General features: G+C 54.8%; 17 protein-coding genes and 1 pseudogene. 13 read left to right on the top strand and 5 right to left on the bottom strand.

Features of this window, described 5'->3' with window-relative positions; all coding sequences use genetic code 11:
* Positions 1–21: 21 nt before the first annotated feature.
* The 7 genes from algG to KGD89_RS04995 all read left to right on the top strand — a co-directional run bounded on the left by algG (position 22) and on the right by KGD89_RS04995 (position 9,386).
* Positions 22–1,626 (top strand): mannuronan 5-epimerase AlgG, encoded by a 1,605-nt coding sequence (gene algG / locus KGD89_RS05025; protein WP_025258718.1) that lies wholly within the window; start codon positions 22–24, stop codon positions 1,624–1,626.
* Positions 1,627–1,640: 14 nt separating this feature from the next.
* Positions 1,641–3,080, top strand: coding sequence for an alginate O-acetyltransferase AlgX-related protein (locus KGD89_RS05020; RefSeq protein ID WP_025258717.1), 1,440 nt, complete (start codon positions 1,641–1,643; stop codon positions 3,078–3,080).
* Positions 3,081–3,088: 8 nt separating this feature from the next.
* Positions 3,089–4,222: a mannuronate-specific alginate lyase gene (locus KGD89_RS05015; RefSeq protein ID WP_025258716.1), complete on the top strand. Its 1,134-nt coding sequence runs from the start codon at positions 3,089–3,091 to the stop codon at positions 4,220–4,222.
* A 166-nt stretch (positions 4,223–4,388) separates the two neighbouring features.
* On the top strand, positions 4,389–5,939 hold the full coding sequence (locus KGD89_RS05010; protein WP_025258715.1) for an MBOAT family O-acyltransferase: 1,551 nt from the start codon (positions 4,389–4,391) through the stop codon (positions 5,937–5,939).
* Positions 5,940–5,949: 10 nt separating this feature from the next.
* Positions 5,950–7,125: an alginate O-acetyltransferase gene (locus KGD89_RS05005; protein ID WP_025258714.1), complete on the top strand. Its 1,176-nt coding sequence runs from the start codon at positions 5,950–5,952 to the stop codon at positions 7,123–7,125.
* A 12-nt stretch (positions 7,126–7,137) separates the two neighbouring features.
* A complete protein-coding gene (locus tag KGD89_RS05000; RefSeq protein ID WP_025258713.1) occupies positions 7,138–7,806 on the top strand; it encodes an alginate O-acetyltransferase AlgF in 669 nt (222 codons plus the stop codon).
* A gap of 128 nt (positions 7,807–7,934) precedes the next feature.
* A complete protein-coding gene (locus KGD89_RS04995) occupies positions 7,935–9,386 on the top strand; it encodes a mannose-1-phosphate guanylyltransferase/mannose-6-phosphate isomerase (protein WP_025258712.1) in 1,452 nt (483 codons plus the stop codon).
* 157 nt (positions 9,387–9,543) lie between these two features.
* On the opposite strand, the gene KGD89_RS04990 is transcribed toward KGD89_RS04995, so the two are convergent.
* The 3 genes from KGD89_RS04990 to KGD89_RS04980 all read right to left on the bottom strand — a co-directional run bounded on the left by KGD89_RS04990 (position 9,544) and on the right by KGD89_RS04980 (position 18,202).
* Complete coding sequence (locus tag KGD89_RS04990) at positions 9,544–12,321, bottom strand: RHS repeat-associated core domain-containing protein (RefSeq protein WP_025258711.1); 2,778 nt, start codon at positions 12,319–12,321, stop codon at positions 9,544–9,546.
* 136 nt (positions 12,322–12,457) lie between these two features.
* Positions 12,458–15,292, bottom strand: coding sequence for an RHS repeat domain-containing protein (locus KGD89_RS04985; RefSeq protein ID WP_025258710.1), 2,835 nt, complete (start codon positions 15,290–15,292; stop codon positions 12,458–12,460).
* Positions 15,293–15,427: 135 nt separating this feature from the next.
* Positions 15,428–18,202, bottom strand: a complete 2,775-nt coding sequence (locus KGD89_RS04980; protein WP_025258709.1) for an RHS repeat-associated core domain-containing protein — start codon at positions 18,200–18,202, stop codon at positions 15,428–15,430.
* A gap of 370 nt (positions 18,203–18,572) precedes the next feature.
* Between KGD89_RS04980 and KGD89_RS04975 the strand changes: the two genes are divergently transcribed.
* From KGD89_RS04975 to KGD89_RS04960, 4 genes are all read left to right on the top strand, one after another.
* The gene (locus KGD89_RS04975) at positions 18,573–18,977 is read left to right on the top strand and encodes a hypothetical protein (protein WP_025258708.1); all 405 of its coding nucleotides are present in this window, start codon (positions 18,573–18,575) and stop codon (positions 18,975–18,977) included.
* 344 nt (positions 18,978–19,321) lie between these two features.
* A complete protein-coding gene (locus KGD89_RS04970) occupies positions 19,322–19,768 on the top strand; it encodes a hypothetical protein (RefSeq protein ID WP_025258707.1) in 447 nt (148 codons plus the stop codon).
* A 130-nt stretch (positions 19,769–19,898) separates the two neighbouring features.
* On the top strand, positions 19,899–20,363 hold the full coding sequence (locus KGD89_RS04965) for a hypothetical protein (RefSeq protein ID WP_025258706.1): 465 nt from the start codon (positions 19,899–19,901) through the stop codon (positions 20,361–20,363).
* 10 nt (positions 20,364–20,373) lie between these two features.
* The gene (locus KGD89_RS04960) at positions 20,374–21,198 is read left to right on the top strand and encodes an SDR family oxidoreductase (protein WP_025258705.1); all 825 of its coding nucleotides are present in this window, start codon (positions 20,374–20,376) and stop codon (positions 21,196–21,198) included.
* Positions 21,199–21,210: 12 nt separating this feature from the next.
* On the opposite strand, the gene KGD89_RS04955 is transcribed toward KGD89_RS04960, so the two are convergent.
* Positions 21,211–21,654 (bottom strand): hypothetical protein, encoded by a 444-nt coding sequence (locus KGD89_RS04955; protein ID WP_025258704.1) that lies wholly within the window; start codon positions 21,652–21,654, stop codon positions 21,211–21,213.
* Positions 21,641–22,906 carry an AAA family ATPase gene (locus KGD89_RS04950; RefSeq protein ID WP_200995188.1) on the bottom strand — a complete coding sequence of 422 codons (1,266 nt, stop codon included), beginning with the start codon at positions 22,904–22,906 and terminating at the stop codon, positions 21,641–21,643. The genes KGD89_RS04955 and KGD89_RS04950 overlap by 14 nt, the downstream gene beginning before the upstream one ends.
* A 328-nt stretch (positions 22,907–23,234) precedes the next feature.
* Here KGD89_RS04950 and KGD89_RS26315 point away from each other — a divergent pair.
* Positions 23,235–24,359 (top strand): annotated as a pseudogene (locus tag KGD89_RS26315) (nitrate- and nitrite sensing domain-containing protein); the annotation flags it as partial.
* Between the two features lie 39 nt (positions 24,360–24,398).
* On the top strand, positions 24,399–25,265 hold the full coding sequence (locus tag KGD89_RS26310) for a methyl-accepting chemotaxis protein (protein ID WP_371874973.1): 867 nt from the start codon (positions 24,399–24,401) through the stop codon (positions 25,263–25,265).
* Positions 25,266–25,742 lie beyond the last annotated feature (477 nt).

Here is a 25,742-nt window from a genome sequence, read left to right as displayed (position 1 = left end):
CCGCCAAAGGAGTGCGATGAGATGAACAGTCAAGCAAGCAATGTGCGTAACCGCACCTGGCCTCACGCCCTGCTCGAAAGCGCAGTGCTGAGCAGCGCGCTGCTGATGGCCAGCACTGCTGCGCTGGCCAACACTGCGCCGGTCGCCTCCCAGGCGATCGTCAAGGAGCTGCAACAGGCCAAGAGCTACACCGTCAGCAGCGCGCCCATCGAGCCGCTGGCGATGGAAAAGCCTGTACTGCCGGACATCAGCGGCTACACCGCTGAAGCGGCCCTGAAAAAGATCGATCGTAGCAAGCCAGGTAAAGTCACCGTGGCGCGCATGATGGAAGAAACGGGCCTGAAGGAGTTCATCGGCGGCGATAACAAGATGGCCGAATGGGTTGTCCGCCAACGCGGCATCCCGCAGGCCATCATGATTTCCGACGGTTATGTGAGCCTGCAGGACCTGGCCAGGAAAGTGCCGAAGCAGTTTCTGAGCGAAGTATCGCCAGGCGTGTACATCGCTCGCCTGCCGATCCTGGTCAAGGAAACCGGCATCTTCGAGATCGACAAGAGAACCCGGGAACTGCGCCTGTCTCAGGAGAAAGGCTCGTTCCTGGTCAGCGAAGGCAAGTTGCTCATCACTCACACCAGGGTCGACGCCTGGAGTGAAGAACGCAACGGTCTGGCGCTGTATCGCAAGCCTGACGAGTTCCGGCCATTCCTGCTGACCTGGGGCGGTTCCGAAACCTGGATCGCCAATACCAAGATGTCGAGCATGGGCTATGACCAGAGCAAGTCCTACGGCATCAGTATTTCCCAGTACACACCCAACACCGCGAAGATCCTCAAGCGCCCCGAGCCGACCGGCTGGATTGTCGACTCGGAGTTCTTTGACCTGTGGTACGGCTTCTACTGCTACGAGACCCGCGACTTCGTGGTCAAGGGCAATACCTACAAAGACAACATCGTCTATGGCATTGACCCCCATGACCGCTCGCACAACCTGATCATTGCCGAGAACGAAGTCTACGGGACCCGCAAAAAGCACGGGATCATCATTTCCCGGGAAGTGGACAACAGCTTCATCTTCCGCAACAAGAGCCACAACAACAAACTCTCAGGCGTGGTACTGGACCGTAACAGCGTCAACAACATCGTCGCCTACAACGAGATCTACCAGAACCACACCGACGGCATCACCCTGTACGAAAGCGGCAACAACCTGCTGTGGGGCAACCGCGTCATCGCCAACCGCCGTCACGGTATCCGCGTGCGTAACAGCGTGAACATCAAGCTCTATGAAAACGTTGCCATGGCCAACGGCCTGATGGGCGTCTACGGACACATCAAGGACCTGACCAATACCGACCGCGACATCGCCCTGGACCCCTTCGACGCCGAAGTGTCGCTGATCCTGGTAGGTGGCGAGCTGACCAGCAACGGCTCCGGCCCGCTGTCCATCGACTCGCCCCTGAGCGTGGAGCTTTATCGCGTATCGATGCTCGCCCCGACCAAACAAGTAGGCATCAGCCTCAATGGCATCCTGGGTGAACGTCAGGACGAGATCCTTGACCTGCTGATACGTCAGAAGAAAGCCGTATTGATCGACCCCGTTGAAAGCCAGACCGAACTGCGGGAATGAGGAAAGGTATTTTTATGCACGCCAAACTGATCAAGCTATTGAGCCTCTCCAGCCTGACCGCCGCCTTGATGGCCGCCGCTGGTGCGGCTCGCGCAGATGACTCGCAAGCGCCGACCTTTACGGCCGAGCCTTGCTGCAGCCTGTGCCCTGCTGCCCATGACGCGAAGAACTACACCACGCGCTATCAGCAGAACTTCACCACCCTGATCCAGGCCGAGGGCGACTGGCTGTTCCGTACCCAGGAAGACCTGCGTACCGAATTCGACACGACGCCCGCCGGCTATCGTCGCCTGAAAGAACTGCACGAGGCTTTCAAGAGCAAAGGCGTGGAGCTGGTGATGGTCTATCAACCGACTCGCGGCCTGGTAGATCGCAACAAATTGTTTCCTGCCGATCGCGACAAATTCGACTACGACAAGGCCCTGAAAAACTATCAGGCCATGCTCGGTCGATTCAGCAAGATGGGCTACTGGGTGCCCGACCTGTCGCCGTTAACCAACGAGCAACAGGCCCATGATTTCTACTTCCGCGGCGACCAGCACTGGACACCGTACGGCGCACAACGCACCGCGAAAATCGTTGCCGAAACCGTGAAGAAAGTTCCGGGCTACGCCGACATTCCCAAGCGTGAATTCGAGAGTCACAAGTCCGGACGCATGGGCAAGACCGGAACCCTGCACAACATGGCTGGTCAATTGTGCGGCACCAGCTACGCGATTCAGTACATGGATCAGTTCACCACCGAGCCCAAGGGCGAAGCAGGTGACGGCGATCTGTTCGGCGACTCCGGAAATCCGGAAATCACCCTGGTCGGTACCAGTCACAGCGGCAAGAACTACAACTTCGGTGGATTCCTCCAGGAATACATCGGTGCCGATGTGCTGAACGTGGCGTTCCCTGGTGGCGGTCTGGAAGGCGCAATGCTGCAGTACCTGGGTAGCGAAGACTTCCAGCAGCGTCCACCGAAGATCCTGATCTGGGAATTCTCGCCGCTGTATCGCCTGGACCAGGAAACCATCTACCGCCAGATGATGGCACTGCTGGATAACGGTTGCGAAGGCAAGCCTGCGGTGATGAGCGCCAGCACCACTCTCAAGCCGGGCAACAACGAAGTGTTGGTCAACGGCAAGAATGGCATCAAGGACATCCGCAACAGTCAGAACCAGATCGATATCAAGTTCGACGACACCTCGGTGAAAACCCTTCAGGCCAGACTCTGGTACATGAACGGTCGTCACGAGGACCTGAAAATCGAGAAGCCGGACACCGCCGATACCGACGGACGTTTCGCCTTTGAATTGCGTGAGGACGAAGACTGGGCAAATCAACAATTGCTCGCTCTTGAAATCCAGGGCCCGGAAGCCGGAACAGAACCACTGAAAGTCGAAGCAAAAGTATGCAAGCGCAATGCGTTCCCAGGCAGCGCGCAACACACCGCTCAAGCCGGACTATGAGGTGACTTATGCAGACTCCGAAACTGATACGCCCTACCCTGCTGTCGATGGCAATCCTGTCATCGATGGCATGGGTATCGGGCGCATCCGCCACCACGGCGCTGGTTCCCCCCCAGGGTTACCTGGCGCCTATCGAGAAAATGAAAACCGGCAGCCACGATTTCCAGTGTGAAGCCGTGCCAAAGCCGTACACCGACAAGCTGGTGTTTCGCAGCAAGTACGAAGGCTCCGACAAGGCTCGGGCCACGCTCAATGAAGAGTCCGAAGAAGCATTTCGCGATGCAACCAAAGACATCACGACCCTTGAGCGCGGTATCAGCAAAGTCGTCATGCAGTACATGCGTGACGGCCGCCCGGAACAACTCGACTGTGCGTTGAACATGCTCACCACCTGGGCCCAGGCCGATGCGCTGGAGTCCCGTGAGTTCAACCACACCGGCAAGTCCATGCGCAAATGGGCACTGGGCAGCATGGCCTCGTCCTATCTGCACCTGAAGTTCTCCGAGTCGCGCCCGCTGGCCAACCGTCAGCAGCAGACTCAAGTCATCGAAGCCTGGTTCAGCAAGCTGGCCGACCAGGTGGTCAGTGACTGGAGCAACCTGCCGATGGAGAAGATCAACAACCATTCGTACTGGGCCGCCTGGTCGGTGATGGCGACCGCTGTCGCCACCAACCGCCGCGACCTGTTCGACTGGGCAATCAAGGAATACAAGATCGCTGCCTTCCAGATCGACAAGGACGGTTTCCTGCCGAACGAAGTCAAGCGTCGTCAGCGCGCACTGGCGTATCACAACTACGCCCTGCCGCCGCTGGCCATGATCGCCAGCTTCTCCCTGGCCAATGGCATCGATCTGCGTAACGAAAACAACGGCGCGCTCAAACGCCTGGGTGACCGCGTACTCGCCGGGGTCAAGGATCCTGACGACTTCTCTTCCCGCGGTGGCGTGAAGCAGGACATGAGCGAGCTGAAAAAAGATCCGAAATTCGCCTGGCTCGAACCGTTCTGCTCGCTCTACAGCTGCAGCCCGGATGTGATCGAACACAAGCATGAGATGCAACCGTTCAAGACGTTCCGTCTGGGCGGCGACCTGACCAAAGTCTACGACCCGTCCCATGACAAAGGTGACAAAGGCGGTTCGTGATTCACGCATGGCTCTGTGGGAGGGAGCTTGCTCGCGACTGAGCTGTTCGCGAGCAAGCTCCCTCCCACAGAACAGGCACAGGTAAATGCAGTATTCCCCCCCGAATTTCATGGGGGGTTTGGGGGGGCTTTGAGCCCTTGAATGTTGGACAAACGGAGAGATAAGGATGGTTTTCTCATCCAACGTGTTCCTGTTTCTGTTCTTGCCGATCTTCTTCGGCTTGTACTACATAAGCGGGCAACGCTACCGCAACCTGCTGTTGCTGATCGCCAGTTACATCTTCTATGCCTGGTGGCGTGTGGACTTCCTGGCGCTGTTTATCGCCGTCACTGTCTGGAACTACTGGATCGGCCTGCAGATCGGGGCCAGTGGAGTCAGGACCAAACCGGCGCAGCGCTGGCTGCTGCTCGGCGTGGGCGTAGACCTCTGTATCCTGGGCTACTTCAAGTACGCCAACTTCGGTGTGGACAGCATCAACGCTGCCATGACCTCGATGGGCCTGGAACCTTTCATCCTGACCCACGTGCTGTTGCCGATCGGTATCTCGTTCTACATCTTCGAGTCCATCAGCTACATCATCGACGTCTACCGCGGTGATACACCGGCCACGCGCAACCTGATCGACTTCGCTGCATTCGTTGCGATCTTCCCGCACCTGATTGCAGGCCCTGTGCTGCGTTTCCGTGACCTGGCGGACCAGTTCAACAACCGCACGCACACGCTGGACAAGTTCTCCGAAGGCTGCACGCGCTTCATGCAGGGCTTCATCAAGAAAGTGTTCATCGCCGACACCCTGGCCATTGTCGCCGACCATTGCTTCGCGCTGGAAAACCCGACCACAGGCGATGCCTGGCTGGGTGCACTGGCCTACACCGCACAGCTGTACTTCGACTTCTCCGGTTACAGCGACATGGCAATCGGTCTGGGTCTGATGATGGGTTTCCGCTTCATGGAAAACTTCAAACAGCCTTACATCAGCCAATCGATCACCGAGTTCTGGCGTCGCTGGCACATCAGCCTTTCCACCTGGCTGCGTGACTACCTGTACATCACGCTGGGCGGCAACCGTGGCGGCAAAATCGCAACCTATCGCAACCTGTTCCTGACCATGCTGCTCGGTGGTCTGTGGCACGGCGCGAACATCACTTACGTGATCTGGGGTGCGTGGCACGGCATGTGGCTGGCGATCGAAAAAGCGGTAGGCATCAACACCAAGCCTTACAGCTTCAACCCGATCCGCTGGGCGCTGACCTTCCTGCTGGTGGTTATCGGCTGGGTCATCTTCCGTGCTGAAAACCTGCACGTTGCAGGCCGCATGTACAGCGCCATGTTCAGCTTCGGCGACTGGAACCTGTCGGAACTCAACCGTGCAAGCCTGACCGGCATTCAAGTGGCAACGCTGATCCTGGCCTACGCAACTCTGGCGTTCTTCGGTCTGCGCGACTTCTACCAGGGCCGCTCGGAAAGCGACAAGCCCAAGGCAGACGGCCCGGCGACCGCAGAGCCCGGCACCATCAAGGCAGTACCTGGCGACGCACCTGGCAGCATCAACCTGCCTGGCTACACCGTCGGTACCAACGCCCAGGTGCAACCGGCCTACTGGACTGCCGACTGGTCTCGCTACGCCATGCGTGCGCTGATCCTGCTGCTGTTCATCGCTTCGATTCTCAAACTTTCGGCGCAGAGCTTCTCGCCGTTCCTTTACTTCCAGTTCTGAGGAGCCTGACATGACCCGTTCATTACGAATCCTCTACGTCACGCTGTTCATGTCACTGCTGGTGATCCTGGGTATCTGGTCGTTGCGCAGTTTCAGCAACTTCTCGACCTCGGCTGAAACCACCGTGCTCGACGGCAAGTGGACCAAGGCGGCGGAAACTCATTACGACGATGAGTTCCCGATCAAGCGCCTGGGCACCAACCTCTGGGCTGCCCTGGACTTCAAGCTGTTCAACGAAGGCCGTCCAGGCGTCGTGGTCGGCAAAGACCAGTGGCTCTACACCGACGAAGAGTTCGATGCCATTGCCAATAGCGAGAAAAACGAAGCGGACAACCTGGCAATTATCCAGGGCGTACGCGACGAGCTGAAAAAGCAGGGTACGGAACTGGTACTGGCGATTGTTCCAGCCAAGACCCGTCTGTATCCCGAGCACATGGGCGATAAAAAACCGGCCACCTTGCACACCGACCTGTACCAGCAATTCCATGCGCAGGTCGCGCAAGCCGGCATCTTCGCCCCTGACCTGCTGGCGCCGTTGCAGGCCGCCAAGCAGAAAGGCCAGGTGTTCCTGCGCACCGACACTCACTGGACCCCGTTGGGTGCAGAAGTGGCCGCGCAGCAACTGGGTGTCGCGATTTCCAGCAAGACTCCGTTGGAAGGTGAACCCGAGCAATTCGTTACTCAGGCCAAAGAAGCAACACCTTACAAAGGCGACCTGACCAACTTCCTGCCACTGGATCCGCTGTTCAGTAATTTGCTTCCAAAGCCAGATGATTTGCAACAACGCAGCACAAATCCTGTCGAAGGAACTGCTGCCGGTGATGATGCCTTGTTTGCAGACACCGAAATTCCTGTTGGCCTGGTTGGCACCAGTTACAGCGCCAACCCTAACTGGAACTTCGTCGGCGCACTGAAGCAGGCACTACGCAGCGACGTCGTCAACTATGCAGAAGACGGTCACGGACCGATTCTGCCGATGCTCAAGTATCTGCAAACCGATGCGTTCAAGACCACTCCACCACAAGTGGTTATCTGGGAGTTCCCGGAGCGTTATCTGCCTGCTCATAACGACTTGGGCGAGTTCGATCAAAAGTGGATCGCCGAGTTGAAGAAGTCACGTGATAGCCAAGAGAACCTGGCCCTTAACACCAAACAATCCGAGTCGCCTGACCAGGCGCAAAACTGAGAGGACTCAATTATGACCCTACAGCACACTCCAAATCGTTCGGCCAAGAAAAGCCTGTTCAAAACCTGCGCGCTGGCTGCAACCCTGGGCCTGATGTCCCTGCAAGCCTTTGCCGGTGACTCCGCCCTCTACGGCCCGACCGCACCGAAAGGCTCGACTTTCGTGCGCGTCTACAACGCCAGCAACGCCGAGATCAGCGCCAGCGTCGGCAACACCAACCTGAACGAAGTCGCGCCACTGGGCAGCACCGCGTTCAGCTTCATGCCACAGGGCGACTACACCGCCAAACTGGGCAGCCAGACCCTGCCGGTGAAACTGGCGGGTGATCACTATTACACCATCGTCAACAACGCCAGCGGCAAGCCGCAACTGGTTGAAGAAGCTCCGTTCAAGAACAAGCAGAAGTCCCTGGTTCGCGTACAGAACCTCAGCGACAAGTCGCTGACCCTGAAGACTGCCGACGGCAAGACCGAAGTGGTCAAGACCGTAGGAGCCAAAAGCACCGGCGAGCGTGAAATCAACCCGGTCAAAGTCAGCCTGGCGCTGTACGACGGCGACAAGAAAGTTACTGACGTGAAGCCTGTGGCCCTGGAGCGTGGCGAAGCCGCCGTGCTGTACATCACAGGCAGCGGCAGCAACCTCTCGCCAGTGTGGGTCAAGCCACCAGTAGCGACTCGCTAAAGATCAAGTTGGCGGGTTCATGGCCTCTGTCAGCCACGGACCCGCCGACGCAGTACAAGAACAAGACAGAAACGACAGAAACCACGTACAGCCCTTATTGACTTATTGAATGCTATTGGAGAAACAAAATGATTCCAGTGATCTTGTCAGGCGGTAGCGGTTCACGACTCTGGCCGCTTTCGCGTAAACAATTCCCTAAACAATTCCTGGCACTGACAGGCGAACATACTCTGTTCCAGCAAACTCTGGAGCGTCTGGTGTTCGAGGGTATGCAAGAGCCCATCGTGGTCTGCAACAAGGAGCATCGTTTCATCGTAAACGAGCAGTTGGCAGCACTGGACCTCAACACCCAGGCCATCCTGATGGAGCCGTTCGGGCGCAATACCGCACCCGCCGTGGCCCTGACTGCGATGATGCTGGTCAATGAAGGCAACGACGAACTGATGCTGGTCATGCCGGCCGATCACGTGATCGAAGACCAGAAAGCCCTTCAGCGCGCACTGGCCCTGGCCACCGTCGCAGCCGAGCGCGGCGAAATGGTTCTGTTCGGCGTACCGGCCAACAAGCCTGAAACCGGCTACGGCTATATCAAGTCCACCGCCGATGCCCTGCTGCCTGAAGGCGTGAGCCGCGTATCGCACTTCGTTGAGAAGCCAGACGAAAAACGCGCTGCCGAATTCGTCGAAGCAGGCGGTTACTACTGGAACAGCGGCATGTTCCTGTTCCGCGCCAGCCGCTTCCTGGAAGAGCTGAAAAAGCACGATCCGGACATCTACGACACCTGCCTGCTGACCCTCGAGCGCAGCCAGGAAGACGCCGGTGCAGTAGAAATCGATGCCGCGACCTTCGCCTGCTGCCCGGACAACTCCATCGACTACGCCGTCATGGAAAAAACCCAACGCGCTTGCGTCGTGCCGTTGTCGGCTGGCTGGAGCGATGTCGGCTGCTGGTCGTCGCTGTGGGAAGTGCATGAAAAAGACACCAACGGCAACGTCACCAAAGGCGACGTCGTCATCCAGGACAGCCGCAACTGCATGATCCATGGCAACGGCAAACTGGTTTCGGTGATCGGTCTGGACAACATCGTAGTTGTCGAAACCAAGGACGCCATGATGATTGCCCACAAGGACAAGGTCCAGGGCGTCAAGCAGATGGTCAACACCCTCAACGAGCAGGGCCGCAGCGAAACCCAGAACCACCTGGAAGTCTATCGTCCGTGGGGCTCCTACGACTCGGTGGACATGGGCGGCCGCTTCCAGGTCAAGCGCATCTCGGTCAAACCGGGCGCCAGCCTCTCGCTGCAAATGCACCACCACCGCGCCGAACACTGGATCGTGGTATCCGGTACGGCTCAGGTAACCTGCGACGAGAACGTGTTCCTGCTGACTGAAAACCAGTCCACCTACATCCCGATCGCGTCGGTCCATCGCCTGAAAAACCCGGGCAAGATCCCGTTGGAAATCATCGAAGTCCAATCCGGCAGCTACCTGGGCGAAGACGACATCGAACGCTACGAAGATGTGTATGGCCGTTCCGGTGCGCTGGAAGCGGGCGTGAAAACGCAGACGATTGCACGTTAAAAGATAGCGGCAAGCTTCAAGCTGGAAGCTTCAAGTAACTTGAGGTTTGTAGCTTGCAACTTGTCGCTTACAGAGCAACAGGCCCTCGGCAACACCCTGCGTATCCCCATCCGCAGGGTGTTACTGGGGGTTTTTTATTGGTTCAATCCGATGCCAGTCATGCCACTCTCTGACGTTTAGCCTCTCGACGTCTCTCTCTTCGCACTCGCTTGGCCATCAGCCTTGCCGGCAGTCTTGAAGCCATGACAAGTCCAGCGTAATGGTCGGCATTCATTCTTAATAACGAAGCCCGGATTTTGGGATCACCAAATGCTTCTGTTCGACGCGCCCTTATGTCCGCATTATCATCGAGAGCCAGCATGGCATCTCGATAAGCGGACGGAGCAAACTCATGTGCCTCCGGTCCATTCAGCACGATGTACTTCAGGGTCTTTCTGATTTCTTTTGACCACTGTTTAACCACTACCGGGCTGACTTTGGCTGGAAGAAAACTCTTCCCATTGTAAAAAGCATCCACGGTGGCACTAACCGCATGAGACGCTTCATGAATCAATGTTTGGGCAATGTTCAGCGCATGATATGACTCAAGAAACGTTCTGGATATTTGCATACGGACAAACTCCCTGAGCATTTCATCACTCACATACGTTTTGGCCAATACATCAGTATCGGTATCGAAAAGCTCAAGGGATTCAGCCATTTCCGGCTTAAGGAGGGATGACAAAAAATTTTGCTGTTCGATTAGCTCTTTTCGTACTCCAGCAACAGTAGACTTCTTCAACTCCGGAGGCAGATCCCGGCCATAGGTTGCAGCAAAGGCTTTTGAAACACCATGCTCAGGGCGACTTTTGCCCAGCTCAGCGATGGTGCGTCGCAATAGCTTGGCAGACACATCAAGAGCATCTTTCAGCTTGGCTTGCTGCAGGGGGGTAAAATTGGAAAACCCCGTCGCAACAATGACATCGCGGGGATCAGCGCCTTCACTATCGGTATACCGCAGAGGTGAATTGCGAACGAAGCGGAACATATTCAAACCATCCACCACTCCCGCCGGATCAGGATTGATCCAGCGCTGCAACCACGGCGCGTAATACCGCAGGCCGTAGTAATACAACCCGGTTGCGTCTCGCTCCTTGCCTGAATAACGCACCGTCTTGTAGTTGGCTTCAATAGAATCGCGGCCAGCCCACCATGAAGTCCCACCAAATGGGTAATAACTTTCCTGGCTGATGATCTGAGCATCCTTGTCCAGCTCCAGGGTGCTTGACCCCAGATGATCGGTCAGTCTGTAACGGTATTGATCATTGGTCAGTTCGGGCGGTTTTCCGACCTGCCAGTGCAGAACACGCACGCCGTTGCGCCCGGCCTGAGCCGTGATGACCTGCAAGGTTTCACCGGTGGCGGTATCGGTGCGGATTTCCAGACCCGGCAGGTAGCGCACTTCTGCGATATGGGTGACGGCCTTGGCCTGGGTCGTGCGCACTTTGCGTAGGCGTTGGCCGCTGGCGTCGTAGATATAGCGCTCGCTGTCGTCGACGCCGGACTCGCGCACAACCGGCTTTACCTCCTGCAACTGGTTACGAAGGTCCCAGCTCAGGGTTTGCCCCGCTTGCAATGCCAGCAGGTTGCCGTTGTCATCAAAAGCTGCGGCGATGTCTTCTTCGCTGGGCGGTTGGTTATTGATCACTGGCAGGCTGCGATTGCTATGCAAAGCGGTCACCAGAGTCCGGGAATGACTCTGCGACCCGACATGAGTCAACTGCTTCAGATTGCCACCCGCATCGTAATCGTAGGTCTGCGTGTAATTGGCCAGTTGTGCGGGGTCCGCTGGGCTCTGAAAATCTGCAAAGACGGGGTCGTGATTGACCGTCGCCATCTCTCGACCCGTGGCTTCTGTCAGTTGATACAGCGTGTCGTATTGATACGTTGAAACCGGCTCTATGCGCTGATTGGCGAAGTACCGGATAGGTTGGGCGCGGTCTTCGATACGAGTCACATTGCCCACCGGATCGTAGTCGTAAGTCAGGTCCTGCAAGACCTGCCCGTTACTGCGCCTGGAACTGAGTTGCACCAGACGACCGTCTTCATCCTGGTACTGCGCCGTGCTGATCACCCCATTGCCAGCAACTTCAGATTCGACCCGCTCCTGAGCGTCGTAGTGAATATCGCTGACGATAACCTGCGACGGCTTGCCCTGGAGTTGTAAGTGGCTCTCTTTCAACTGACCAGCAACAGAATGCGCCAACGCATGAGCATTCCCCTGCGCATCGGTTTGCCGAATGACCTCGCCAAGCGGGTTATATGACCAGCCCGTGGTCGCGCCGCTACCGGGCTCCAGCAAGGCGTCGCGCTCTGACAGTGATTCGGGCCGGTCGGGCGAATCGATAGTGCGCAGGAAATGCTGCGTCTGCTCGATCACTGCACCGGTCAAACCAAATTCACGACTCAACAGAGTGCCCGCTGGATCGTCGTGACGAATCAACTGGCCACACTGATTGCGGGGAGCCGAATGCACATCACCATAGGCGAGACGCTCGACACATCGGTCACGTTCAAAAACACCCGTTGGCCTGAGCAACGCATCGTATTCCATGCGCCGAATGGTGCCTCGGCCATCCCAGGCGTTCAGCTCTTCACGCCCCTCGCCAGGCAACGAAACCCGCCAACCGGCATCGACGCTCTCAGTGGCCAATATCTTGCCACTGAGCGAATGAATCATGGAAAGGTTGGCCGTCAATTGTGGCTCCAACAGCCGAGGATCCCAAGTACGAACCAGATGTCCTGCAAGGTCGAATTGCACATGGCCAACACGGGCGTCCAGCTCTTCGGTCACTTGGCAACGGTAGAATGCAATTGTATCGACAGGCAGACCGCGCGGATCTATCACCTGCAAGCTCGGAGTGTGTCGATGCAAATCAGCGGACCAGCCAGCCATGATTAGAATCGTCCCTGAATCCAGTCCCTTAAGGCTAGTTGTCAACCAACGTCAGGAAGGTATGCACTGGATGGGCGGCATTGATTTCAGCGGATACGGCTTGCGACCACTACCCTCTTTGGATAGAGGGTGGTTTTCATCGCAGGTCAGGCCGCCTGACCTGACCGGATCGGAGTTTCATTATCTGATCTAGATGATCATTGAATGAAAAATCGTTCCTGACGTCCGCCCTTGTATCGAAACGGTCCACAGACACATTATGCAAAACCTCGTTTTCCTGGGATGAAGTCTGAAGACCGACATAAACACTCCAAAAATCCGCACTCTGGGCCAACCACATTTCAAATGACTTGAACCCATGAGCCCAGGATCTGTAGCCCTTCCGCAAATCAATGTTCTGTTCAATCGCTCTTTCCTTATAACGACTTAATTCTCCGCACGTATATTCAACCGGATAATCAGCCCTCGTATCGAATACGTCATAATAGAATGCATCACCCGTATCCAAAACTGTGTGCGACAGTTCATGTACCAACGTATTTATTCGCCCCATGACATTTTGCCCTCTAAAATTCTGATTAAAAAATATCCGCTTATTGGGATCATACAAAAGAGTAAATGCCAATGTATCTGAAGCGTCTTTATGTCCCTTTCCATGCTCCACGTAAACGAGTTGCTCACGTAAATCTCCCCCTGCCTGATAGGCAGACATACCCTTGATAAGCTCTTCATAACCGGCAGCCACATAGGTCGCAAACGTATCTTCATGATTCGAGTTATCTGGAACCGGAGCGCCCACAAATTCATAGAGCCTGGTCACATCATTGGCTTTCAAACGCCTCACTTCGCGTTCCATCATTTGCAGACTTGTATCTATCGCAACATCGAGAGTAAAGACCAAAGGATGCTCACCCGCCTTCTGCATTTCCTCAACCCCTCGGTATTTAACATTCAGCTTCCTGATATATTTAAGAGACAGCTCACGCAGATCATTAATACCTTTATACCCCCTGCCGTCACTATCAAAACCACTGCATGGGTTATTCCTGACAAAACAGAACAGATTCAACCCATCCACAGTTCCCGCCGGGTCCGGATTGATCCAACGCTGCAACCACGGCGCGTAATACCGCAGGCCGTAGTAATACAACCCGGTCGCATCCCGTTCTTTGCCGGAATAACGCACCGTCTTGTAGTTGGCTTCAATAGAATCGCGGTCAGCCCACCATGAAGTCCCACCAAATGGGTAATAACTTTCCTGGCTGATGATCTGAGCATCCTTGTCCAGCTCCAGGGTGCTTGACCCCAGATGATCGGTCAGGCTGTAGCGGTATTGATCATTGGTCAGTTCGGCAGGTTTTCCGGCCTGCCAGTGCAGAACACGCACGCCGTTGCGCCCGGCCTGTGCCGTGATGACCTGCAAGGTTTCGCCGGTGGCGGTATCGGTGCGGATTTCCAGACCCGGCAGGTAGCGCACTTCTGCGATATGGGTGACGGCCTTGGCCTGGGTCGTGCGCACTTTGCGTAGGCGTTGGCCGCTGGCGTCGTAGATATAGCGCTCGCTGTCGTCGACGCCGGACTCGCGCACAACCGGCCTTACCTCCTGCAACTGGTTACGAAGGTCCCAGCTCAGGGTTTGCCCCGCTTGCAATGCCAGCAGGTTGCCGTTGCCATCAAAAGCTGCGGCGATGTCTTCTTCGCTGGGCGGTTGGTTATTGATCACTGGCAGGCTGCGATTGCTATGCAAAGCGGTCACCAGAATCCGGGAATGACTCTGCGACCCGACATGAGTCAACTGCTTCAGATTGCCACCCGCATCGTAATCGTAGGTCTGCGTGTAATTGGCCAGTTGTGCGGGGTCCGCTGGGCTCTGAAAATCTGCAAAGACGGGGCCGTGATTGACCGTCGCCAGCTCTCGGCCCGTGGCTTCTGTCAGTTGATACAGCGTGTCGTATTGATACGTTGAAACCGGCTCGATGCGCTGATTGGCGAAGTACCGGATAGGTTGGGCACGGTCTTCGATATGAATCACGTTGCCGACCGGGTCGTAGTTGTAAGTCAGCTCCTGCAAGACCTGCCCGTTACTGCGCCTGGAACTGAGTTGCACCAGACGGCCGTCTTCGTTCTGGTACTGCGCCGTACTGATCACACCATTGCCAGCCACTTCAGATTCGACCCGGTCCTGAGCGTCGTAGTGAATATCGCTGACGATAACCTGCGACGACTTGCCCTTGAGTTGTAAGCGGCTCTCTTTCAACTGACCAGCAACAGAATGCGCCAACGCATAAACATTCCCCTGCGCATCGGTTTGCCGAATGACCTCGCCAAGCGGGTTATATGACCAGCCCGTGGTCGCACCGCTACCGGGCTCCAGCAAGGCGTCGCGCTCTGTCAGTGATTCGGGCCAGTCGGGACCGGTGAAGTCCTTGAGAAAATGCTGCGTCTGCTCAATGACTGCACCATTCAAACCGAACTCGCTATTCAGCCACGTGCCCGCCGGATCGTCATGGCGAATCAATTGACCGCACAGATTCTGATCAGCCGAATCCGGCCCCCCATAGGAAAACCGCTGCACGCACAGAGAACCTTCAGACACGGCAATCGGCCGAAGCAACAAATCGTGAACAATACGACTCACGGTTCCTCGCCCATCCCAACTTTCAACCGCCTGGCCTGCGTCCCCCGGCAGCACCAAGCGCCAGCCGGCATCGACGCTGTCACAGGCCAGCATCCGACCGCTCAAAGAGTAAGTCATCGCGAGATTGGCAGGCGCCTGGTCGGCCCATAACCTCGGGTCCCACTGAAGAGCGGCACGCCCCGCAGCATTGAAAGAGTTTCGATGGACACGAACCTGAGGCTCCTCGGCTGCATCCCTACGACAAAAAGCCACCGCGGCCAGAGGAAGGCCGCGAGGGTCCATCCTCTGTAGTTCTGGCGTATGCCGGTATAATGCGGCAGATCGACTATTCATGTTTTGTCCTTGGGGGCTCTAAGCTGCAGCTTTTTTATTTATAAGCCTCAAGTAGCTTGTAGCCAGGAAGTGCGTCAGCCCCCTGGCAACACCCTGCGTATCTCCATCCGCAGGGTGTCGTTGGTTTTTTTTGACTCACTGCCACAACACCTCTTTGCGCGGAGGATGGTCACTGCTTCTACTCCGGACCTGAACGAAGCGGTCTTTGGATAAGCCGTGAAACTTCGCACTTTCTTCAGGCGTTATTTGCGCCATGGTATAAACACCCCAGAAATCCGCGACAGTGGTCAACCATGCTCTGAATGATGGAGCGCCAGGCCCCTTGGGTTTGTACTCTTCTCGTAAGCGAACATTTTTCGCAATGGCATTATTAATTGTATTTTTCAAAGCGTAGGTCGCAGTATCGGGCTTCATAGATAAAAACACCGCGTCTTTTTCGTAATAAAAATCATCACTGGTCTGCAATTCAATATGCGATATCTCATGTATGAGAGATCCGATTTTTGACACAGGACTTTGCACCCGAAAGGTTCCTGTAAAAAATATACGTTTGTGTGGATCATCCTTGCCCACATGTGCGAAGCGCCGCTCATTCTCGACGTCTTTCACAAAAACAAACTGCTCACGCAAGTCCCCACCTTTCTGATAGCGGGACATAGCTTTGATGAGTTTTTCATAACCGGCAATCACATGCCCTATATAGCCTTTTGAAGCACTCAAGTCCTCAGGAGGTCGCATACCAATGAATTCGAAAAGGGAGGACGCATCATTTTTCTTCAAGCGATTCATTTCACGAGTCATCAGGAACACGCTTTTCTCGATAGCAAGATCAATATCCGCTACCAACCCCTTCTCGCCCGCTTTTTTCATCTCCTCCAAACCCCGGTATATGATCTTCCGACGTTGTTCTGTTCCTTTCTCAAATTCATCGTTAATACCTTTATACCCCCTGCCGTCACTATCAAAACCACTGCATGGGTTATTCCTGACAAAACAGAACAGATTCAAACCATCCACAGTTCCCGCCGGATCCGGATTGATCCAACGCTGCAACCACGGCGCGTAATACCGCAGGCCGTAGTAATACAACCCGGTCGCATCCCGTTCTTTGCCGGAATAACGCACCGTCTTGTAGTTGGCTTCAATAGAATCGCGGTCAGCCCACCATGAAGTCCCACCAAATGGGTAATAACTTTCCTGGCTGATGATCTGAGCATCCTTGTCCAGCTCCAGGGTGCTTGACCCCAGATGATCGGTCAGGCTGTAGCGGTATTGATCATTGGTCAGTTCGGCAGGTTTTCCGGCCTGCCAGTGCAGAACACGCACGCCGTTGCGCCCGGCCTGTGCCGTGATCACCTGCAAGGTTTCGCCGGTCGCAGTATCGGTGCGGATTTCCAGACCCGGCAGGTAGCGCACTTCTGCGATATGGGCGACGGCCTTGGCCTGGGTCGTGCGCACTTTGCGTAGGCGTTGGCCACTGGCGTCGTAGATATAGCGCTCGCTGTCGTCGACGCCGGACTCGCGCGCAACCGGCCTTACCTCCTGCAACTGGTTACGAAGGTCCCAGATCAGGGTTTGCCCAGCCTGAAGTTGCAGCAAGTTGCCATTGGCATCGAAGGCGGCAGCAATGGTGTCTTCGTCGGGTGGCTGGTTGTTGATCACCGGTAGACTTCGGTTGCTGAGCCTGGCTGTAACCAGCGTTCTGGAATGACTTTGCGACCCGACATGAGTCAACTGCTTCAGATTGCCACCCGCATCGTAATCGTAGGTCTGCGTGTAATTGGCCAGTTGTGCGGGGTCCGCTGGGCTCTGAAAATCTGCAAAGACGGGGCCGTGATTGACCGTCGCCAACTCTCGGCCCGTGGCTTCTGTCAGTTGATACAGCGTGTCGTATTGATACGTTGAAACCGGCTCGATGCGCTGATTGGCGAAGTACCGGATCGGCTGGGCACGATCTTCGATGCGGATGACATTACCCGTCGGGTCGTAGTCGTAAGCCAGGCCCTGCAATAACTCACCGGCGCTGCGTATCGCTTTCAACTCAAGCAGCCGACCGTCTTCATCACCATACCGAGCAGTGGTGATTACGCCATTACCTGCCGTTTCCGACTCCACACGGCCTTGGGCGTCGTAGCGAATCTCATTGACCAGTATCTGCTCAGGCTGCCCGCTGAGTTGCAAATGGCAGGAGTGCAACTCACCTGCCACCGTTTGGGCAAAACGCTGAACATTACCCTGCGCATCGGTTTGCCCGATGACCTCGCCGAGCGGGTTATAAGCCCAGCCCGTGGTCGCGCCGCTACCAGGTTCCAGCAAGGCGTCGCGCTCTGACAGCGATTCGGGCCAGTCGGGGCCGGTGAAGTCCTTGAGAAAATGCTGCGTCTGCTCGATCACTGCGCCGGTCAGGCCAAACTCGATATTCAAACACGTGCCTGCCGGGTCGTCGTGACGAATCAACTGGCCGCACTGGTTGTGGGGAACTGAATCAACATCGCCATACGCCAGACGCTCAATGCAGCGGTCATTTTCAAAAACACCTGTTGGTCTGAGCAGTTCATCATATTCCACACGCCGGACAGTGCCTCGACTGTCCCAGGCTTGCAGCACTTCGCTACTTTCGCTCAGCAACGAAACCCGCCAACCGGCATCGACGCTTTCGCTGGCCAGCACTTGAGCACTGAGGGAATGAACATTGACGAGATTGGCCGGCGCGCCTTCTTCCCAGAGCCTGGGGTCGTGGCTGCCAATCGGCCGGCCAGCCGGATCAAAGAGCGAGCGATTGATACGCAAGGCAGGCGCATCATTGGCTTGCTTGCGGTACCAGGCCACGGAGCGCACAGACAGACGCCGCGGATCAACGACCGCGAGCGTCGGTGTGTCTCGATGTAGATCTGCGGATAAGCCATCCATGGCGTGAACCTCTGCCAGTCACTGCATGAAGGCTAGTTCAGCGGTTGCCAGCGCAGAGAAAGTTTCGGATAGGTGGAGTTTTAGGCGGCAAGCTATAAGCCTCAAGTTTCAAGCAACTTACTCACGTGCTGCCCGAAATTACAATCTGTAACTTATTTCTCAAAAAACCTTACGCCTTGAAACCATTAATTCTATACATATCCGTCTGTCGCCTCCTGTAACAAATAACAGTAGACATATTCTTCAAGACACTCTTAACCTTGTTCAAACATCATGACATGGAAGTAACATCTGGCCATCAAATAGACACCTACCACCCCGCATTAAAAACCCATATACCTTTTATAAATTTATTTCAGGATGAAATTAAATGAGCACTACCAAAAGCAAATCAGACGTTATAAACCTGCAAATCCAACTGAGTGACGCCACTCCCTCCGAGGCTATCACGGTGCCTTATGTACGCGAGGCAAACGAAACTTCAGAACTGGATGTCAGCATTGCAAACAGAGGGTTCACTCTGGTACTTCCGGCCTTCAAGGAAGAGATCTTTGATGAGCTGATCATGACTTTTTCCACACTGGACTATAGCGCTAATATCAACTCGAACTTGATTACGTTCAAATCAGGGGAGGCCTCGATTGATACCGTGACAAAAGACCAAATCACCGGCACGTTCAAGCGCGGAGACAAAGCCAGGATCCGGGTGTTTCTCAGGGTCTATGGTGACATCTGGATGGCCGGTAAAGACTCCATCGAGTACAACATCGTTTAAATGCTGCCGCGTGAATAGTTAACAGGTCAGGAATCCTTCGGGCTATCTAGCCACTCACCCCTGCAATGGGTAAAAGCCTGGCCCGGACAAGTGGCAGGTAAGCGTCAAGTTTCAAGCTATAAGCCTCAAGCCAATTGCGAACTTGTAGCTTGTAGCTTGTAGCTTGTAGCCACACATACTCCCCCACTCGTCGCCCCATGTCATAAGCCTCGGCAAACAGGCTTGACTGAAAGTTACCGGGCTTGCTTAAGCCTCTCGACACGAGAGTAGCGATAAGACAGCACGTAATTACCAATCGATATAACACACCTATAAAAACACTCTATCTTTCAGGACAGTCAAAAATGAGCAGCGAAGGCATAGACGTTACTGGCGTAACGGTCGAGATCAACACCCCCGAAAATCCATCTGAAACCACACAATTCACAATACCGTTGAGTGACGGGGCCGTCTCCGAGTCTGTCACACAGCCCTATATACGCGAAGCAAACGAGCGCGCAGAACTGAGCGCCCTCATCGCCAACAAAGGGTTCACGCTTGTACTACCGGGCTTCGAGGACGGGGCATTCCATGAAGTGTTGATGACATTCTCCACCCCGGACAACAGTGGCAAAATCATCTCGACCCGGCTCAACCTTGAACAGGGAAAAGATTCGATTGATGCCGTCAAACAGAACGAAATCCTCAAGGCGTTCAAGCCTGGCGACAAGGCCAGGATTCAGGTCTTTCTCAGCATAACGCCTGATATCTGGGTGGCGGGCAAAGAGTCCATCGAGTACAGCATTGTCTAGGCTGCGACCTGAAGAATTAACCTCGACACAACAGGGACAGGCAGAATATCCCGTCATTCATGACTGCCATTGGTAAAGCCCACCTGCCTTTCGGTACGATGCCAGCTTCCATGCTGACGAGATGCACATCATGCTGATTGGTATTGTGCTTATCCTGACCTGGCTCATCCTGCTGCTGCGCTATCCGGCAAAGGCCTTGCCGGTATCACTGGCGGCTGCCGCAGGCCTGGGGGTAGTCGCTACCGTCGTGATCTGGCAGGACAGCCGCGAAGCGCGTCAACTGGAGCGCCTGGGGTTGCGTCTGGATTACGCGCCGCAACAATGCCCGGCAGGCAAACCCTTGCTGGTGCTCATCGACAATACCAACACGGTTCCCCTGCGCGAACTACGCTGGCGCGTGGCGGCCTATGCACCCGGCGATACCGTGAACCTGGCTGAAGACGCCTACACTGCACCGCATTACAGCGGTCCCGGTGCATTGCAGCCAGGCAGTCAGTGGCAGGATTGCCTGCCGTTACCTCCCTTGCGGCCGGGCTATCGCCCACAAAGCCTGGAGTTTCGTCCCGAACACCTTCAAGGCAGCTTCTCGGATTAAGGAAAACCACATGCCTACAGCACTTATCACCGGCTGCTCGAGCGGCATTGGCCGGGCTCTGGCGGACGCATTCAAAAACGCGGGTTATGACGTCTGGGCCACGGCACGCAAGGCTGAAGACGTCGCAGGCCTCAATGCTGCCGGTTTCAGCGCCATCCAACTGGACGTCAATGACAGCTCCGCCCTGGAACACCTGGCCAGTGAACTTGAACGGCAAGGCGTCGGCGTGGACGTGCTGATCAACAACGCAGGCTATGGCGCGATGGGGCCGCTGCTCGATGGTGGCGTAGAGGCCATGCAGCGTCAGTTCGAGACCAATGTGTTTTCCGTGGTGGGCGTCACCCGGGCCTTGTTTCCGGCCTTGCGGCGCAGCAAAGGGCTGGTGGTGAATATCGGCAGCGTCTCGGGCGTGCTGGTCACTCCCTTTGCTGGAGCCTACTGCGCCTCAAAGGCGGCTGTGCATGCACTGAGCGATGCATTGCGCCTGGAACTGGCACCGTTCTCGATTCAGGTCATGGAAGTACAGCCCGGCGCCATCGCCTCGAGTTTCGCGAAAAACGCCACCCATGAAGCCGAACAACTGATCAGCGAACAATCCCCCTGGTGGCCCATACGCGAAGGCATCCGCTCCAGAGCCAAAGCATCCCAGGACAACCCGACGCCAGCCACCGACTTCGCCCGGGAACTGCTCAAGGCCATCCAGCAGGCAAACCCGCCACGCCTGCTGCGCTTGGGCAACGGCTCGCGGGTCTTGCCGCTGATGTCATGGCTGTTGCCCAAGGGGCTACTGGAAGGAGGATTGAAAAAACGCTTCGGGCTGGACAAAGTGCTGTAAGGTTTTACACGATCATGTGTTTTTCTTTTCTGTTATCCAGAAGCGGTGGTCTTTATCCAGAAATACCACATAAAACGTATTTTCAATCATATAGCCCGCCACCGTGCCCCTCTGGCCACCCACTCCCTTTATCACGCCCCAAGCCACATTTTTGTCAATGTGGCTTGGGGCGGTGAAATCACTACGAGGCGGAAAGTCACCATATACCTTGATAAGCTGCTGTTTAACAGCCTCGTCTCGGGTCAAACGAGACAGCTCTTTCAGACGCGTCAATAAAGCAGGAAACAGCTTTTCCTGCTGCCACACTTGAAGGGTCTGAGGATCATCTTTGGGCTGAGACTCCTCAAGGTGTTTAAAACTGAACACAATAAGCTCTGCCAGCACAACAGGCTTGCGCTCCTCACGGGTATTCTCTTTACGCTCAAGCTTGCCACGCCCGGATCTATCCCTCCCCATCGCAAACCTCATCCAAAAGCTGAGACGTTGAAAACAGGGGAATGGCGCCATATTTTCCGGCTAAATAATCTTTACTGTAGCTATCGCCTTTTCGTGTGTAGTGCTCTTTGTATTCCAACAGCGAAAACAGCTCACTTTCCTGCTCTTGGTTTTTTTCGACAAACCATATCTGATCACGACGAAAAATCTTTTTATCCAGCAAGTTAGTGTCATGACAGGTCAGCAAGAGCTGACTGCCCTGGGTGTTTTTTTCATGATAGAGCTTGATGATGAATTCGCTCAGCAGGGTATGAAACTTGCTGTCAAATTCATCAACAAATAAAACCTCTTGTTTTTTTATTGAGTTATACCAAGGCCCCAACAGATAGAATAATTTCTTGGTGCCCTCCGACTCTAAGGCAAAGGGAACTTCATAGCGTTCACCGTCCTCGCCCTTGGATTTCACAATATTTATCTTTTTGCTTTTACCACTGTCATTTTTTACCGAAGGCTCCATACCGGAGGCAGCTCCAGAAGAATGTCTTCCCTCATAAAATGACAAAGGCCCCTTCGCCTCTTCCTCGATAATTTCCACATCATCGATCTGGACACTTTTCAGAACGTCCAGAGCCCAGGCTTTAAACTCAGGGTCTTTCTGATAAAGGGTAGTCGTAAACTCTTTATAGCCATCATCTGAAATGCCAGAAATAGCATTAAAGTTCCTAAACCACTCGACAACCTGATTAGACTTTTCTCCATCGAAGGAAGACAATACTGCAATGAAAGGTACAGTCGGTTTTGTTTTTTCAACAATATTTTTATCACCGAATCTTGAAACAAAAAGTTTTGCCTCAGAAAAAGAGCGCTGGTTAAAATTTATTTCCTGCCCTTCTCTATGAAAAAGCAGTGTTTCTCTGGACTCACGAGTCCAGTAAAGCCACTCTTCAGTAATAATACCATCATCAAGGGCTATGCCATATCTATAGAGCCTGTCGCCTTTCAGGAAGGTCACTTCAAACTCAGTCGGTCTATCATAATAGTTTTCTTTCAGGAAAAACGGGATGGAAAAACCAATCCGCTCAGAGGTAATCGAAGTTAGCGCCCCTAATACCAAGTGCTTAAAAATGGCCAAGGAACGAAACAGATTTGACTTACCTGAAGCATTGGCACCAAAAATCGCGACGCTTTTTACCAGACTCCTTATTCCCAATGCGTTGACATCAAACACATTACTTTGATGATGATTTTCTTTGGTTGACGTTGACGCCAACATACTTAATGTCTGTTCGGTGTTGAACGACAAAAAATTTTGTACCCGGTATTGAACAAGCATCTGTAGCACCCCGCATTAACATCATGCGAAGCTATCACTTATCATCAATATTCGCAATTTTTTTACAAAAAATGCGATTAACTGCCTAAAACCCTACAAAAAACTCTTTCAGGGAGCGGATTTGTTCACTAATAACTGCGCCCCATTTCGCACCACCCTCACCCATCTTCGCACCAACAGTGCGCACAACCCATAAAGCTTACCGTTGAGCTGCCGATACACTCAAACGGAGGCAAGACCGCTATGGCAGGCTGATATTCGATCATCTATGCAACTCCTTACAGCAAGGAGCGATAGCAACACACATCCGTTTACGGTCAGTCTGCAAGAAATGAGGTCTGCAATGCTTAAAAATGCTCCTTTGAGTATGAAGTTAATGCTCATTCTGATGTTCCCCCTCCTTGGGCTTCTAGCCTTTTCCGGTATCTACATTGCCGACAAGATCCAGTCTCTGGATGCCATGAGCCGCACCGTTTCGGCCAGCAGCACTGCACAAAAACTGAGCAACCTGGTCACGACCCTCCAGCGCGAACGAGGTGCAAGCGGGGTATTCCTGGGCAGCGGCGGCAAGTCCATGCAGGACAAGCTCAAGAGTTTCCGTGCAGACACCGACAAGGCAGCCGCAGTGATAAAGGCTCTGCCTCGCCAGAGTGGCCTGGACAAGGTATTGCAGACCATAGACGAGCTGGGCCCCTTGCGTCAGAAGGTAGATGCGATGGGACTCAACAGCACTGAGTCGGGTGCGCGCTTCACAGATATCATCAAAAACCTGGTCGACTTCACCTATTCGCTGGAAGCCAGTGTCGATGAGCCCGCAATCCTTCGGGCGCTGAGCTCGCTCAACCAGTTCGTGGCGATGAAAGAGCGTGCCGGTCGCGAGCGAGTGCTGCTCGGTCTGGCCTTCAACCAGAATCGTTTCGATGCGAGCCTGTTGTCGCGTTTCAGCCGTAACCTGGGGGAATTCAGCGGCTACTTTGAAGCCTTCCAGCGCTGGGCACCGCAGATCTTCAAAACCAAGATGGACAACGTCCTTCAGCAACCCGGTTCGCTCGAAGTGGCCCGTCTGCAGCGTCTGGCCTTCGACACGCCACTGGGTGACCCGCTCAATATCAAGCCTGAAGACTGGTTCAACCTGTCGACCAACCGTATCGATCAGATGGGTGCTGTCGAGGAAGAACTGAGTCAGGCCGTACTGGACCTGGCAACCCATGCCCGCGCAAGTGCACAGAGCAGCCTGTATATCGCCATCGCGACCGTGATTGTGATGCTGATCGCAGTGCTTTGCCTGTCACAGTTGATCATCCGCAACATCAAATTTGCGGTCAGCGATGTCAACCGTACCCTGATCGCCCTGTCGACAAGGGATCTGACTGTCAGAACCCGATACACCGGCACGGATGAGTTCGGTGAAATCTCGCGCAACCTCGACAACATGGCGCAGCAGATCAGCGAAGTGATCCGGGAGATCGGCAGCGCGACCACCAAAGTCGCTCTGGGAGCCGATGAATCCTCGGCGGTTGCGGTCCAGACCAGCCAGAACGTAGCCCAGCAACGTCTGGGCACCGATCAGGTCGCCACGGCCATCAGCGAGATGAGTGCCACGGTAAAGGATGTCGCTCGCAGCACCACCGACGCCGCCGAGATGTCACAGCGCGTCAACACCAGCACCGTCCAGGGCAAGACCGAGATCGACAACACCATTCGCCTGATCAAGGACCTTTCGGTGCAGGCAGAACAGACCTCGCAGATCATCGATAACCTCAAGGGCGAGAGCGATTCCATTTCCTCCGTGCTGGACGTGATCCGTGGTGTCGCCGAGCAGACCAACCTGCTGGCACTCAACGCTGCCATCGAAGCCGCACGGGCTGGCGAACAGGGCCGTGGCTTCGCCGTCGTGGCCGACGAAGTACGCCAACTGGCCAAGAAAACCCAGGACTCCACCGTCAGCATCCAGAGCATGATCGCAAACCTGCAAGCCGGCTCCGACAGCGCAGCACAATCCATGAAGGAAACCCTGAACAAGGCTCAGGAAGGCGCAAGCAACGTGGTACGTGCAGGCGACTTGCTGGAGGAAATCGCCAACGGCATCGCGAGCATCAGCGACCGCAACATTCAGGTCGCCTCGGCTGCCGAAGAACAGAGCCTGGTGGCCGAAGAAATCCACCGCAACGTCAACGAAATCAACACACTCGTCGTTCAAGTCAGCGCAGGCGCCGAACAAACGGCTCATACCAGCCGCGAACTGGCACGTCTGGCCGAGCTTCAACAAGGGTTGGTCAACCGCTTCAAGGTGGTTTGATAACCGATCAGTCAAGGCATGAGCAAAACTTGTGGGAGGCAGCTTGCTGGCGAAAAAGGCCTGAAAACCGACAGATATTCTGCGTCTGTATGCTGAAGTCGCCAGCAAGCTGCCTCCCACTTCCCCCCGTTGACTCGCAGACCTTGAGCCTTGGCTGCGACGGATTGTGGCCTGTGAACCGCTCCTCGCCTCATGAAGCTCTCCAAAAAACCACTCTTGAGGCGCTTCCTACCCGAATGACATCACATCGCTATTATGCGCAAGAAGTTGCGCAATTTTTTGTGAGTAACCTGTGGACAGTTCTCTACAAGGCTTGTGTTTAGAAGCCTGTAGACGAGTGCGCAAGAAGTTGCGCAGTGGTGCGCAACTTCTTGCGCACTTTCAAGAGATTTCACCCATGAAAAGTCCTCAAGGCCACGAACAAATCATGCATAGTATTGATTTATATAGCTATTTTTCGGACTGGCACAAAGCTTG

Source organism: Pseudomonas cichorii, from assembly GCF_018343775.1.
In the GTDB taxonomy this organism is placed as follows: domain Bacteria; phylum Pseudomonadota; class Gammaproteobacteria; order Pseudomonadales; family Pseudomonadaceae; genus Aquipseudomonas; species Aquipseudomonas cichorii.
This window is presented reverse-complemented; position numbering and strand designations above follow the sequence as displayed.